This window comes from Streptomyces sp. NBRC 110035 (assembly GCF_000829695.1).
Classification (GTDB): domain Bacteria; phylum Actinomycetota; class Actinomycetes; order Streptomycetales; family Streptomycetaceae; genus Streptomyces.
Genome location: NZ_BBNN01000018.1, coordinates 140018 through 153271, shown reverse-complemented (window position 1 = coordinate 153271; position 13254 = coordinate 140018). Strand labels below are relative to the sequence as shown.

Annotated in this window: 11 protein-coding genes; 5 read left to right on the top strand and 6 right to left on the bottom strand. The window is 72.0% G+C overall.

Going from position 1 to position 13254, the window contains the following annotated elements:
• Nucleotides 1-9: 9 nt before the first annotated feature.
• The 3 genes from TU30_RS07070 to TU30_RS07060 all read left to right on the top strand — a co-directional run bounded on the left by TU30_RS07070 (nt 10) and on the right by TU30_RS07060 (nt 3476).
• Nucleotides 10-711, top strand: a complete 702-nt coding sequence (locus TU30_RS07070; protein WP_042166000.1) for a hypothetical protein — start codon at nt 10-12, stop codon at nt 709-711.
• A gap of 116 nt (nt 712-827) precedes the next feature.
• Nucleotides 828-1640 (top strand): thioredoxin domain-containing protein, encoded by an 813-nt coding sequence (locus TU30_RS07065; RefSeq protein WP_042165997.1) that lies wholly within the window; start codon nt 828-830, stop codon nt 1638-1640.
• 123 nt (nt 1641-1763) lie between these two features.
• Entirely contained in the window at nt 1764-3476 is a 1713-nt protein-coding gene (locus TU30_RS07060; RefSeq protein ID WP_042165995.1) for an alkaline phosphatase, read from the top strand.
• A gap of 19 nt (nt 3477-3495) precedes the next feature.
• Here TU30_RS07060 and TU30_RS07055 read toward each other — a convergent pair whose 3' ends face one another.
• Complete coding sequence (locus TU30_RS07055) at nt 3496-4074, bottom strand: dienelactone hydrolase family protein (RefSeq protein ID WP_042166585.1); 579 nt, start codon at nt 4072-4074, stop codon at nt 3496-3498.
• Between the two features lie 129 nt (nt 4075-4203).
• Between TU30_RS07055 and TU30_RS07050 the strand changes: the two genes are divergently transcribed.
• Complete coding sequence (locus TU30_RS07050; RefSeq protein ID WP_078878156.1) at nt 4204-5379, top strand: mechanosensitive ion channel family protein; 1176 nt, start codon at nt 4204-4206, stop codon at nt 5377-5379.
• Between the two features lie 7 nt (nt 5380-5386).
• Here TU30_RS07050 and TU30_RS07045 read toward each other — a convergent pair whose 3' ends face one another.
• The 5 genes from TU30_RS07045 to TU30_RS33765 all read right to left on the bottom strand — a co-directional run bounded on the left by TU30_RS07045 (nt 5387) and on the right by TU30_RS33765 (nt 9363).
• Complete coding sequence (locus TU30_RS07045) at nt 5387-6133, bottom strand: SDR family NAD(P)-dependent oxidoreductase (protein ID WP_042165992.1); 747 nt, start codon at nt 6131-6133, stop codon at nt 5387-5389.
• A 91-nt stretch (nt 6134-6224) separates the two neighbouring features.
• On the bottom strand, nt 6225-6692 hold the full coding sequence (locus TU30_RS07040) for a GNAT family N-acetyltransferase (RefSeq protein WP_042165989.1): 468 nt from the start codon (nt 6690-6692) through the stop codon (nt 6225-6227).
• Nucleotides 6689-7633 (bottom strand): RluA family pseudouridine synthase, encoded by a 945-nt coding sequence (locus TU30_RS07035; RefSeq protein ID WP_042165986.1) that lies wholly within the window; start codon nt 7631-7633, stop codon nt 6689-6691. Before TU30_RS07035 ends, TU30_RS07040 begins: the two co-directional genes overlap by 4 nt.
• A 55-nt stretch (nt 7634-7688) precedes the next feature.
• Nucleotides 7689-8321 (bottom strand): signal peptidase II, encoded by a 633-nt coding sequence (lspA, locus tag TU30_RS07030; protein WP_042165983.1) that lies wholly within the window; start codon nt 8319-8321, stop codon nt 7689-7691.
• A gap of 88 nt (nt 8322-8409) precedes the next feature.
• On the bottom strand, nt 8410-9363 hold the full coding sequence (locus TU30_RS33765; RefSeq protein ID WP_078878155.1) for a TraR/DksA family transcriptional regulator: 954 nt from the start codon (nt 9361-9363) through the stop codon (nt 8410-8412).
• A gap of 650 nt (nt 9364-10013) precedes the next feature.
• Between TU30_RS33765 and ileS the strand changes: the two genes are divergently transcribed.
• Nucleotides 10014-13205: an isoleucine--tRNA ligase gene (gene ileS, locus TU30_RS07015; protein ID WP_042165977.1), complete on the top strand. Its 3192-nt coding sequence runs from the start codon at nt 10014-10016 to the stop codon at nt 13203-13205.
• Nucleotides 13206-13254 lie beyond the last annotated feature (49 nt).

Below are 13254 nucleotides of genomic sequence, written 5' to 3'. Positions count from 1 at the left end.
GGCCCCACCATGGACATATCCGGAACCCCGCTCAGAGCCGTACGCGCGGCGCTGTTCACGACCGTGGTCGTGTCCCTCAGCACCGCGTCGCACGTGCTGCTGTCCGGGGCTCCCCTGCCGTTGAGCACGGTGGCGGTGATCGGCGTCGCCGTGTTCGTCCTGGCGTACGCGCTCGCGGGCCGGCAGCGCTCCTTCGGGCGGATCGCCGCCCTGCTGATCCCCCTGGAGCTGGCCGCCGACACCGTCTTCACCACCGGCCAGCACGTCTGTTACGGCCGGATGGGCGGCCCGGTCGCGGGCCCGCTGCGCTCGGTCGGCTTCGACGTGCTGTGCGGCGACGGCATGGGCGTGGGCACCCCGCTGACACGGGTGGCCGGCACCGCGGCCCACGGGGGCGACCGGTTCGCCGGGGTGCTCGCCCAGGCCGACCCGGCCACCGCGTGGCTGCTGCTCGGCGCGCACATCGGCGTCGGGCTGTTCGCCGCCGCCTGGCTGCACCGCGGCGAGCGGGCGCTGGCTCAGCTGCTGGGCGCGGTGACGGCGACCACGTTCCGGCCGCTTCTGCTCGCGGTCTCCGCCGTGGCCGTGCGCCGCGCCCCGGAGGTCCGCCGGCCGGCCCGTCCGGGCCACCGGACCACCACGGCCGTGGACCGGATTCTCGTGCACTTCCTGGGACGGCGTGGACCGCCGTGCTCCACCGCCCTCGCCTGAGACGGCTGAGCCCTCCGGCCGAGCCCTCCGGCGTCGGCGCCGTGCCGAGCACCGGTAGTCCCCCCCCCGTACACATCCCGCACACCCTGTGCGCGTCCCCAGTGGAGAGCATCACCATGAGCAAGCGGAACAGCCAGGCGGCGAAGACGGCGGCCCGTGAGCGTCTGCGCGTCGAGCGCGAGCGTGAGGCCAAGAAGGCCAAGGTCAAGCGTCAGCTGATCGTCGCCGGTTCGGTCGTCGGCGTCCTCGCGATAGCCGCCGGCATCGGCTACGCCGTCGTCCAGGCCAACAAGCCCGGCGCGTGGGAGGCCGCCGCCGACGCGAAGCTCGTCAAGCCGGCCAACACCAGCGGTGAGAACGGCACCACCGTCGTCATCGGCAAGGACACCGCGAAGAAGACCCTGGAGCTGTACGAGGACCCGCGCTGCCCGATCTGCGCCTCGTTCGAGCAGACCGTCGGCGGGACGATCGACAAGGACGTCGCGGACGGCAAGTACAAGGTCCAGTTCATCGGCGCCTCGTTCCTCGACCGCAACCTGACCGGCGAGGGCTCCAGGAACGCCCTGAGCGCCCTGGGCGCCGCGCTGGACGTCGGCCCGGAGGCGTTCCTCCACTACAAGGCCGCGCTGTACTCGGCCGAGTTCCACCCCGAGGAGAGCGAGGACAAGTTCAAGGACGACTCCTACCTGATCGAGGTGGCGAACTCCGTCGAGGAGCTGAAGGGCAACAAGGAGTTCCGGGCGGCCGTGGAGGGCGGCACCTACGACAGGTGGGCGCTGGAGATGTCCGACAGGTTCGACAGCAGCGACGTCCAGGGCACGCCCACGCTGAAGATGGACGGCGAGAAGCTGACCGGTTCCGACGGGCAGAACGCGCCGATGACGGTCGCCGAGTTCACCGCGGCGATCGACAAGGCGCTCAAGGCCTGATCCCCGGATCCAGGGGCGCGCGGCCGGGGTGGGATCACGGCCGGCCGACCGCACGCCGAAGAGCGGGCGAACTTTGGCGAGTTCGCCCGCTCTGGCATGTACCGATCAGTAGCCTGATCGGCTGTGACCACTCGACACGGATCATCCGAGAGCACCGCACCCGCCCCGGCCGACGCCACCGCGGCCCCCGTCACCGCGGACACCGGCGTCCCGTCCCCCCGCCGCCGGTCGGTCGTCAAGGCGGCCGCCGCGAGCGCGGTCCTCGCCGCACCGCTCACCGCCGTGCCGCCCGCCCGCGCCGCCACCGCCGCGGCCCCCGTCTTCCTGCACGGTGTCGCCTCCGGCGACCCGCTGCCGGACGGCGTCCTGCTGTGGACACGCGTGACGCCGACGGCGGAGGCGATACCCGGCTCGGGAATCGGCCCCGACACCGAGGTCGTCTGGAGCGTCGCCCGGGACAAGGCGTTCACCACCGTCGTCGCGAAGGGCTCCGCCCGCGCCACCGCGGCCACCGACCACACCGTCAAGGCCGACATCCGCGGCCTCGCGCCGGCCACCGACTACTGGTTCCGCTTCTCCGCCGGCGGCACCGACTCCCCCGTCGGCCGCACCCGCACCGCCCCGGCCGCCGACGCCGCCGTGACCGGTCTGCGCTTCGGTGTGGTCTCCTGCTCCAACTACGAGGCCGGGCACTTCTCGGCGTACCGCCACCTCGCGGCCCGCGGCGACCTCGACGCCTGGCTGCACCTCGGCGACTACATCTACGAGTACGCCTCCGGCGCGTACGGCACGCGCGGCAGGACCGTCCGCGCGCACGCGCCCGCCCACGAGATCGTCTCCCTCGCCGACTACCGCGTCCGGCACGCCACGTACAGGACCGACCCCGACCTCCAGGCGCTGCACGCCGAGGCGCCGGTCATCGCGATCTGGGACGACCACGAGATCGCCAACGACACCTGGTCCGGCGGCGCCGAGAACCACACCGAGGGCGAGGAGGGCACCTGGTCCGCGCGTCAGGCCGCCGCCAAGCGCGCCTACTTCGAGTGGATGCCGGTACGTCCCGCGATCACCGGCACCACCTACCGGCGGCTGCGCTTCGGCAGGCTCGCCGACCTCTCGCTGCTGGACCTGCGTTCCTTCCGCTCCCAGCAGGTCTCCGTCGGCGACGGAGACGTCGACGACCCGGACCGTACGCTCACCGGCCGCGCCCAGCTCGACTGGCTGAAGTCGGGGCTGTCGGCGTCCGACACCACCTGGCGGCTGGTCGGCACCTCGGTGATGATCTCGCCGCTCGCGCTCGGCGCGCTCCCCGCCGGTCTGCTGAAGCCGGTCGCCAAGCTGCTCGGCCTGCCGCAGGAGGGCCTGGCCCTCAACACCGACCAGTGGGACGGCTACACCGACGACCGCCGGGAACTCCTCGCCCACCTGCGGACGCACGCGATCCGCAACACGGTCTTCCTCACCGGCGACATCCACATGGCGTGGGCCAACGACGTGCCGGTGAACGCGGGCACGTACCCGGCTTCCGGCTCGGCGGCCGCCGAGTTCGTCGTGACCTCGGTCACCTCGGACAACCTCGACGACGCCGTCGCCGTCCCCGAGGGCACCGTCACCACGATCGCCTCCCCGCTGATCAGGGCCACCAACCGGCACGTCCGGTGGGTCGACACCGACCGCCACGGCTACGGCGTGCTGGACATCACGTCCACGCGGGCGCAGATGGACTACTACGTGATCTCCAGCCGCACCGACCCGGCCGCCACGTCCCGGTGGGCGCGCTCCTACCGGACGCTCGACGGCACCCAGCAGGTCGAGCGCGCCGACGGCCCGGTCTGACCTCGGGCGGTCGTCCTCGTCAGTCGTTCTCCAGCGTCCCGAGGAAGCCGAGTGCCACCCGCCAGGTGGCCTCGGCGGCCTCCTCGTCGTGGTCCGGCAGGTCGGGGTCGGTGTAGAGGTGGCCCGCCCCGGCGTACCGGTACACCTCGACGTCGGCTCCGGCGCGGCCCATCTGCAGGTACCAGGCGCTCAGCCAGTCGTCGGTCTCGAACGGGTCCGGCTCGGCGACGTGGAGCTGCACCGGCAGGCCGTCCACCGTCGCGTTCGCCGCGATGTCCGAGGTGCCGTGCAGGAGCAGCAGCCCGCGGGCCCTGCCGTCGCCGAGGGCCAGCGTCTGGGCGACGGAGGCGCCGAAGGAGAACCCGGCGTACACCAGCCCCCGTTCCGAGTAGGGCGCGGCGGCGAGCACGGCCCGCCTGAGCAACTCGTCCCTGCCGATGGACTCCTGGTGGGCCATGCCCTCCTCGACCGTGTCGAACGTACGGCCCTCGAAGAGGTCGGGCGTCCACACCTCGTGTCCGGCGGCACGCAGCCGGTCCGCGGCCGCGGACACCGCGGGCCGCGGGCCGTAGGTCGAGTGAAACAGCATGATGTTCATGACGCCCATGGTGCCAGCCGGGTACGACGGCAGGTGTCCGCCGGTGTGCCGGACCGCGGCACGGGCCGTACCCACGACGCAGCGGATGTCACATGTTCACTCCGTCCGAGGCCGGTTAGGTTCGAGGACATGGAAGACGTGCTCCGCCCCTTGATCGTGTTCGGCGGCTCGGTCGTGCTCACCCTGATGCTCGGCTATGCCACCGACCGACTGCTGCGCAAGGCCGACGCCCGGCACCCCGAGACCCCCATGTGGGGGCTGCTCCGGCGCGGCCGCATCCCCTACCAGCTGCTCATCTGCGCGGCCCTGCTGAGAGGTTCGTTCAGCGAGGCGAAGCTGTTCGAGGACAACCGGGCCACCGTCGAGCGGGTGCTGACGCTGGTGCTGATCGGGTCGGTCGCCTGGCTGGTGATCCGGATCGCGGCGGCCGTCGTCGAGACCTCGTACACCCGGTACGCCAACGTCCACCGTGAACGCGACCCGGCCAGGGTCCGCCGGGTGCGCACCCAGGTGACGCTGATCCGGCGGGTCGTCTCGGCGATCGTCGGAGTGGTGGCGGCGGCCGCGATGCTGCTGACCTTCCCCGCCATGCGCGCGGCCGGTGCCTCACTGCTGGCCTCGGCGGGCATCCTCGGCATCGTCGCCGGTGTCGCCGCCCAGTCCACGCTCAGCAACCTCTTCGCCGGGCTGCAGATCGCCTTCGGCGACATGGTGCGCATCGGCGACACGGTCGTGGTGGACGGCGAGTGGGGCACGGTCGAGGAGATCACCCTGACCTTCCTCACCGTGAACACGTGGGACGAGCGCCGGATCACCATGCCGGTGTCGTACTTCACCTCCAAGCCGTTCGAGAACTGGTCCCGGGACAGCCCGCAGATGACCGGCACGGTCCACTGGCACCTCGACCACCGGGCCCCGCTGGACGCGATGCGCGAGCGACTGCGCGACATCCTGCGCGAGTGCCCGGCCTGGGACGGCCGCGCCTACAACCTGACCGTCACGGACACCACGCCCAGCAGCATGCACGTGCGGGCCCTCGTGACGGCCAAGGACGCGGGCGACATCTGGACGGTACGGGTGGAGGTCCGCGAGCAGATGATCCGCTGGCTGGCCGAGCAGCACCCCTACGCCCTGCCCCGGTTCAGCACCGCTCCGGCCGATCCGGCGCCGGTCCCCGACAGGAGCCACCACTCCCCCGGCGGTGCCGCCGGCATCACCCGTCCTCCCGGTCTGCCCGGCCCCTCCGGCCCCCCGGACGGCGAATCGGCCGCCCACAGCACCCAGGACACGGCGCAGGAGTACTGACGGCGCCTCAGTGGCCGCGTTCGGCGCCGCCGTTGACCTGGATGATCTGCGAGGTGACGTGTGCGGCGCCCGGGGAGGCCAGCCAGTGCAGGGTGGCGGCCACGTCCCCGGGCGTCCCGGCCCGCCCGTCGACGGTCTCGGCGACCAGCTCCGCCCGCCGTTCCCCGTCGATGCCGTCGCCGAAGAACGCGGTGTCCTCGATGTAGCCGGGTGCGACCACGTTCACCGTGATGCCGTGCGGCCCCAGCTTCCGGGCGAGGTCGTGGGCGTACGGATGCAGCCCGGCCTTGGCCGCCGCGTACGCGACCTGCCCGGAGCCCCGGTAGGCGGCGATGGAACTGAGGAACAGCACCCGCCCGCCGGGCTCGGCGAGCCGGTCCCTCAGTGCCTCCGTGAGCAGGACGGCGGTCATCAGGTTGAGCCGGACGTTGACCGTCCAGTGGCGGGCGAGTGCGTCGAGCGGGTCGTCCGCCCCGGCCCCGCGTTCGAGCAGACCGTTGCCCCCGGCGCTGTGGATCAGCACGTCGACGGCCCCGAACTCCCGGCCGACGTGACCGGCGACGCCCCGCACGGCGACCGGATCGGCGAGGTCGGCGGCGTACACCTCGGCGCCGCGCACCTCGGCCGCGGCCCGCTCCAGGACCTCCCTCCGGCGCCCGAGCAGCAGCACCCGGTCCCCGTCGGCGGCGAACACCCGTGCCGCCGCCAGCCCGATCCCCGTACCGCCCCCGCTGATCACCACGTTCCGCGTCATACCCCGACCTTACGAACAGAACGCCGCGCCGCCACCCGAACCCACCGCGCACATCGAGCCGGCGCGGCACCCGGCCACGGAACACGTCCGGTCACAGAGCGCGCCGCATGGCCCGGTGCGGCATCCCCGCGTCCGGGAACTCCGGGCCGTACGCCACGTATCCCAGCCGCTCGTAGAACCCCAGGGCATGGGTCTGCGCATGCAGGTCGACGGCGGTGAGACCGCGGGTGCGGGCCGCCTCCTCGATGCCCCGCACCAGGGCGGCCCCGACACCGAGCCCCCGCGCCCGACGCGTCACCGCGAGCCGACCGAGGGACCCGACCGAGGTGTCACCGCCGGTCTTCGCCGCGGCGGCTTCGCCGTGCAGCAGCCGTCCGGTGCCGAGCGCCGAGCCGTCCTCGTCGGCCGCGAGCACGTGCACGGCGCCGGCGTCGTACGCGTCGTACTCCAGGTCTTCGGGCACGCCCTGCTCGGCGACGAAGACCTCCTTGCGCACCGCGAAGCACGCCTGACGGTCGCCGGGCTCCACCGCCTCGCGGACCGCGTACGGGTGGCTCACGCGTAGGTCTCCTCCCGGACCAGGTCGAGCGCCTGACGCAGGTCCTCGGGGTAGTCACTGGTGAACTCCGCCCACAGGCCGTCGCCGGGGTGCTCGAAGCCGAGCCGTACGGCGTGCAGCCACTGGCGGGTGAGGCCGAGCCGCTTGGCGAGCGTGGGGTCGGCACCGTAGGTCAGGTCGCCGACGCAGGGGTGCCGGTGGGCGGCCATGTGCACGCGGATCTGGTGGGTGCGGCCGGTCTCCAGCTTGACGTCGAGGAGCGAGGCGGCGCGGAAGGCCTCGACGAGGTCGTAGTGCGTGACGGAGGGCTTGCCCTCGGCGGTGACCGCCCACTTGTAGTCGTGGTTCGGATGCCGCCCGATGGGGGCGTCGATGGTGCCGCTGGTCGGGTCGGGGTGGCCCTGGACCAGGGTGTGGTAGCGCTTGTCGACCGTGCGCTCCTTGAACTGGCGCTTCAGCGACGTGTACGCGTACTCCGACTTGGCGACCACCATGAGACCGGAGGTGCCGACGTCGAGGCGGTGCACGATGCCCTGGCGCTCTGCGGCGCCGGAGGTCGAGATGCGGTACCCGGCGGCGGCGAGGCCGCCGATCACGGTCGGTCCGGTCCAGCCCGGCGAGGGGTGGGCGGCGACGCCGACCGGTTTGGCGACCACGACCACGTCGTCGTCGTCGTGCACGATCTCCATGCCCTCGACGGGTTCGGCGACCACCCGCACCGGGGCGGGCGCCTGCGGCATCTCCACCTCGAGCCAGGCCCCCCCGCTCACCCGCTCCGACTTGCCGACCACCGATCCGTCGACCGTGACCTTCCCCGCGGCGGCGAGTTCGGCAGCCTTGGTCCGGGAAAAGCCGAACATGCGGGAGATGGCGGCGTCGACGCGCTCGCCCTCCAGTCCGTCGGGCACGGGCAGGGTTCGGATCTCGGGAATCGTGCTCACCCGTCGAGTATGCCGGACCGGTCCGGCGACTCCGTACGCGCGCTCCGGGTCCTGCTCAGCCCTTGTGGACGGTCCCGTCCGGGTCGAGGCCCCGGAAGGACAGCAGGACGATCAGGATGCCGCCGCAGACGATCGCCGAATCCGCCAGGTTGAAGACGGCGAAGTGCTTGGGCGCGATGAAGTCGACGACCGCGCCCTGGAAGACTCCCGGGGAGCGGAAGATCCTGTCCGTGAGGTTGCCGAGGGCACCGCCGAGCAGCAGGCCCAGCGCGATCGCCCAGGGCAGGCTGTACAGCTTGCGGGCCAGCCTGATGATCACCACGATCACCGCCGCCGCGATCAGCGTGAAGATCACGGTGAAGGCCTCGCCGAAGCCGAACGCCGCGCCCGCGTTGCGGATCGCCTCGAACCTCAGCCAGTCCCCGACGATCTCGATGGGCTCGTGGTGCTCCAGCTTGGCGACCACGATCATCTTGCTGATCAGGTCGAGGGCGTAGGCGACCACGGCGACGGCGAACAGCACGGCCACGCGCCGCTTGCCACGGGGCGCCCCGGCCGCCGGCTCCGCCTCCGCGCCCCGGGCACCGGTCCCGTCGAGCCCGGCCCGGTCCTGCTCGTCACGGTCCTGCCCGTCCCGGTCCGCGTCCGGGGTGTCCGGCGTACCGATGATGCGCTCCGCCTCTGCCACGTGAGTCCCTCAACCTAGGTGCCTGACTGAGGACGAGGGTACGGCACACCCCGTGCGTCCCTCGTGCTCAGGCGGCGTACGACGGCGCTCAGTACCGGCGCTCCTGCTTCTGCTTGCACTCGACGCACAGCGTGGCCCGGGGGAAGGCCTGCATCCTGGCCTTGCCGATCGGGTTGCCGCAGTTCTCGCACAGGCCGTAGGTACCGGCGTCCAGCCGCTGCAGGGCGCGCTCGTACTGGGTGAGCATCTCGCGCGCGTTGGCGGCGAGCGCCAGTTCGTGCTCACGCGTGATGTTCTTCGTGCCGGTGTCGGCCTGGTCGTCGCCCGCTCCGTCGCCGGAGTCCCGCATCAGGCCGGCCAGCGACCGTTCGGACGAGGTGATCTCCTCGCGCAGCCTCAGCACCTCGGCCATCAGTTCGGCCTGTGCGCCCTCGACCTCTTCCGGTGTCCAGGGGTCCTCGCCCGGACGCACCGCGAGGTCACCGGGCTCCACTGCCGCGATCCGCGCCTTGGGCACGGCGCTCTTCGCCGCCGTCGCCGTGCCAGGAGTCTTCTCAGCACCCACCGTCGTCGCTCCCGTCTGCGGCGCGGCCTCGGCCGCATCCGCGTCAGTGGCCGTGCCGTGCCCGGCCGTGTCCTGTGTGCCCCCGCTGGTCCTGGTGGTGCCCGTGTCCGTGCCGCCCTTGCGCGCGGCGGCCGTCTTCCTCCGGGGGTTCTTGCCCGCAGCGGTTTCGGGGCTGCCCTTCCGGGCCGCGGCCTTCCCCGCCTTCGCTTTCCCTGCCGTCGCCTTCCCGGCCCCGGTCTTTCCCGCCTTCGCTTTCCCTGCCGTCGCCTTCCCGGCCCCGGTCTTTCCCGCCGCGGCCTTCGCCGATCCGGCCTTCCCGGCCGACTGCTTCGTGGCCGTCTTCCCCGTCGTGCTCTTCCCCGTCGTGCTCTTCCCCGTCCGCGCCCTCGCCGCCGCCTTCGCGTCCTCCCGGGACTCCTCGGCGGACGCGGCCGTGCCGGACGCCGACTGCTGTACGGCGATCTTCTTCGCCACCATGGCCGGGGCCCCTTTTCACATGCTGTGATCTTGCGCGCGCATCGTGCTGGGACGATAAATCGGCTCGGGTCCCGCGGCAACGGGGCGCACCGCCCGGTCGTCCGCCCCACGGACGCCGCGCGGCGGACCTTCATGCGTTGTGCCCAGCTCCCCGCCGGGTATGCCGCCAAGTCGGACGTCACAGAATCCGAACACCCGTACCGCGCCATTCGGCGGTATGTCCCTCCATGGAGGATTCATCGGGCATGCGCACGGCACCCGCCGCGACCCCGCCCGGAGCCTCCGCCCGCCACCTTCAGAACAACCGGTCGGCCGTTGCCCGCCGCGCGCCGTACACTGGGCGGAGCGAAAAGCGTGGATGGGGACGAGTAGCGGCGTACGCAGCCCAGAGCGACCCGGGGACGGTGTGAGCCCGGGGGCGAGCGCGACGCGAAGATCACCCCGGAGCCGCCGGAGGAAAGCCGCAGCCCACAGCTACGGCGAGTAGAACCGGCATCGCGACCCCAATGAGGGGGCCGACCGGCGCACACGACGCACCGGGGAGCCAAGGAGGGTGGTACCGCGGGAGCGCGCCGACGGCGGCGCAGGGATCGACACAGCTCTCGTCCCTCCGGACGGAAGGCAGCAAGTCCGCCGGAGGAAGCCCGCTGATGACAACGCCGACGTACCGACAGGTGCCCGCCCAGGTCGACCTGCCCGCTCTCGAGCACGCGGTGCTCGACTTCTGGCAGGAACAGAAGATCTTCGCCAAGAGCCTGGAGCAGTCCGAGGGCCGCCCCGAGTGGGTGTTCTACGAGGGCCCGCCCACCGCCAACGGCATGCCGGGCGCCCACCACATCGAGGCGCGCGTCTTCAAGGACGTCTTCCCCCGCTTCCGCACCATGCGCGGCTACCACGTGGGCCGCAAGGCCGGCTGGGACTGCCACGGCCTCCCGGTGGAGCTGGCGGTGGAGAAGGAACTCGGCTTCTCCGGCAAGCAGGACATCGAGGCGTACGGCATCGCCGAGTTCAACGCCCGGTGCCGCGAGTCGGTGACCCGCCACACCGACGCCTTCGAGGAGCTCACGACCCGCATGGGTTACTGGGCCGACCTCAAGGACCCGTACCGCACGATGGACCCGGAGTACATCGAGTCCGTCTGGTGGTCGCTGAAGGAGATCTTCGACAAGGACCTGCTGGTCCAGGACCACCGCGTCGCCCCCTGGTGCCCCCGCTGCGGCACCGGCCTGTCCGACCACGAGCTGGCACAGGGGTACGAGACGGTCGTCGACCCGTCCGTCTACGTCCGCTTCCCCCTCACCTCCGGTCCCCTGGCCGGCGAGGCCGCGCTCCTGGTGTGGACGACCACGCCGTGGACGCTGGTGTCCAACACCGCGGTCGCCGCGCACCCCGAGGTCGTCTACGTCGTCGCGACGAACGGCGAGGAGAAGCTCGTCGTCGCCGAGCCGCTGGTCGCCAAGTCCCTCGGCGAGGACTGGGAGACCACCGGCGAGACCTTCACCGGCGCCGAGATGGAGCGCTGGACGTACCAGCGGCCCTTCGAGTTCGTGGAGTTCCCGGGCGCGGGCGGGGAAACCGACGGGCACGGCCCGCAGCCGGCGCACTACGTGGTCAACGCCGACTACGTGACCACCGAGGACGGTACGGGTCTGGTCCACCAGTCCCCCGCCTTCGGTGAGGACGACCTCAGGGTCTGCCGCTCCTACGGCCTGCCGGTGGTGAACCCGGTCCGCCCGGACGGCACCTTCGAGGAGGACGTCCCCCTGGTCGGCGGCGTCTTCTTCAAGAAGGCGGACGAGAAGCTGACCGAGGACCTGGCGGCCCGCGGCCTGCTGTTCCAGCACACCCCCTACGAGCACAGCTACCCGCACTGCTGGCGCTGCCACACCGCGCTGCTCTACTACGCGCAGCCCTCCTGGTACATCCGCACCACGGCCGTCAAGGACCGCCTGCTCGAGGAGAACGAGGGCACCAACTGGTTCCCGGACTCGGTCAAGCACGGCCGGTACGGCGACTGGCTGAACAACAACATCGACTGGGCGCTGTCCCGCAACCGCTACTGGGGCACCCCGCTGCCGATCTGGCGCTGCGAAAACGACCACCTCACCTGCGTCGGCTCGCTCGCCGAGCTGACCGGGCTCACCGGCACCGACCAGTCGGGGCTCGACCCGCACCGCCCGTTCATCGACGAGGTCACCTTCGCCTGCCCGCAGGACGGCTGTGGCAGGACGGCCACGCGCGTGCCGGAGGTCATCGACGCCTGGTACGACTCGGGCTCGATGCCGTTCGCGCAGTGGGGCTACCCGCACAAGAACAAGGAACTGTTCGAGAGCCGGTACCCGGCGCAGTTCATCTGCGAGGCCATCGACCAGACCCGCGGATGGTTCTACACGCTGATGGCGGTCGGCACCCTGGTCTTCGACAAGTCGTCGTACGAGAACGTCGTCTGCCTCGGCCACATCCTCGCCGAGGACGGCCGCAAGATGTCCAAGCACCTGGGCAACACCCTGGACCCGGTCCCGCTGATGGACCAGCACGGCGCGGACGCGGTCCGCTGGTTCATGGCGGCCGGCGGTTCCCCGTGGGCGGCCCGCAGGGTGGGCCACGGCACCATCCAGGAGGTCGTCCGCAAGACGCTCCTGACCTACTGGAACACCGTCGCCTTCCAGGCCCTGTACGCGCGCACGTCCGGCTGGGCACCGTCCGAGGCCGATCCGGCACCCGCCGACCGCCCGCTGCTGGACCGCTGGCTGCTCTCCGAACTGCACGCGCTCACCGACCAGGTGACCCGGGCGCTGGACGGCTACGACACCCAGCGCGCCGGCAAGCTGCTGTCCGCGTTCGTCGACGACCTGTCCAACTGGTACGTGCGCCGGTCCCGGCGCCGCTTCTGGCAGGGCGACAAGGCCGCGCTGCGCACCCTGCACGAGGTCGTCGGGACGGTCACCGGGCTCATGGCCCCGCTGACCCCGTTCATCACCGAGCGGGTCTGGCAGGACCTGGTCGTGCCGGTCACCCCGGACGCCCCGGAGTCGGTCCACCTGTCCTCCTGGCCCGAGGCAGACCTGACGGCGATCGACCCGGAGCTGTCGAAGCAGATGGTGCTGGTGCGCCGTCTGGTGGAGCTGGGACGGGCCACCCGCGCGGAGTCGGGCGTCAAGACCCGCCAGCCCCTCAGGCGCGCCCTGATCGCGGCGAGCGGTTTCGACGCCCTCCACCCCGACCTGCACACGCAGATCACCGAGGAGCTGAACGTCGAGTCCCTGGCGTTCCTGTCCGAGGTGGGCGGCTCGCTGGTGGACACGACGGCCAAGGCCAACTTCCGTGCCCTGGGAAAGCGGTTCGGCAAGCGCGTCCAGGACGTCGCCAGGGCCGTCGCGAACGCGGACGCCGCCGCGCTGTCCCTGGCGCTGCGCGAGGGCACCGCCTCGGTGGAGGTCGACGGTGAGACCATCGCCCTCGCCCCGGACGAGGTGATCATCACGGAGACCCCGCGCGAGGGCTGGTCGGTGGCGTCCGACACCGGTGCCACGGTCGCCCTGGACCTGGAGATCACCGAGGAGCTGCGCCGCGCCGGCCTGGCCCGGGACGCGATCCGGCTGATCCAGGAGGCCCGCAAGAACAGCGGCCTCGACGTGGCCGACCGGATCGCCCTGCGCTGGACGGCGACGGACGACGCCACGACCGCGGCCCTGACCGAACACTCCGGCCTGATCTCGGACGAGGTCCTGGCCACGGCCTTCGTGAACGAGGGCGGTGTCCAGGACGAGGCGGACGGCGCCTACGGGCAGCCGTTCACCGACGAGGGACTGTCCCTGACCTTCCGCCTCCGCAAGGCGTGAGACCCGGCGGGTAGCTCACACCGGCGCGCCCTGCGCGCCCCGCACCACC

Coding starts and splice junctions, on each gene's coding strand:
- TU30_RS07070 (WP_042166000.1), top strand. CDS start 10: ATGGACATATCCGGAACCCCGCTCAGAGCCGTACGCGCGGCGCTGTTC.
- TU30_RS07050 (WP_078878156.1), top strand. CDS start 4,204: ATGGAAGACGTGCTCCGCCCCTTGATCGTGTTCGGCGGCTCGGTCGTG.
- TU30_RS07055 (WP_042166585.1), bottom strand. CDS start 4,074: ATGAACATCATGCTGTTTCACTCGACCTACGGCCCGCGGCCCGCGGTG.
- TU30_RS07065 (WP_042165997.1), top strand. CDS start 828: ATGAGCAAGCGGAACAGCCAGGCGGCGAAGACGGCGGCCCGTGAGCGT.
- TU30_RS33765 (WP_078878155.1), bottom strand. CDS start 9,363: ATGGTGGCGAAGAAGATCGCCGTACAGCAGTCGGCGTCCGGCACGGCC.
- ileS (WP_042165977.1), top strand. CDS start 10,014: ATGACAACGCCGACGTACCGACAGGTGCCCGCCCAGGTCGACCTGCCC.
- TU30_RS07045 (WP_042165992.1), bottom strand. CDS start 6,133: ATGACGCGGAACGTGGTGATCAGCGGGGGCGGTACGGGGATCGGGCTG.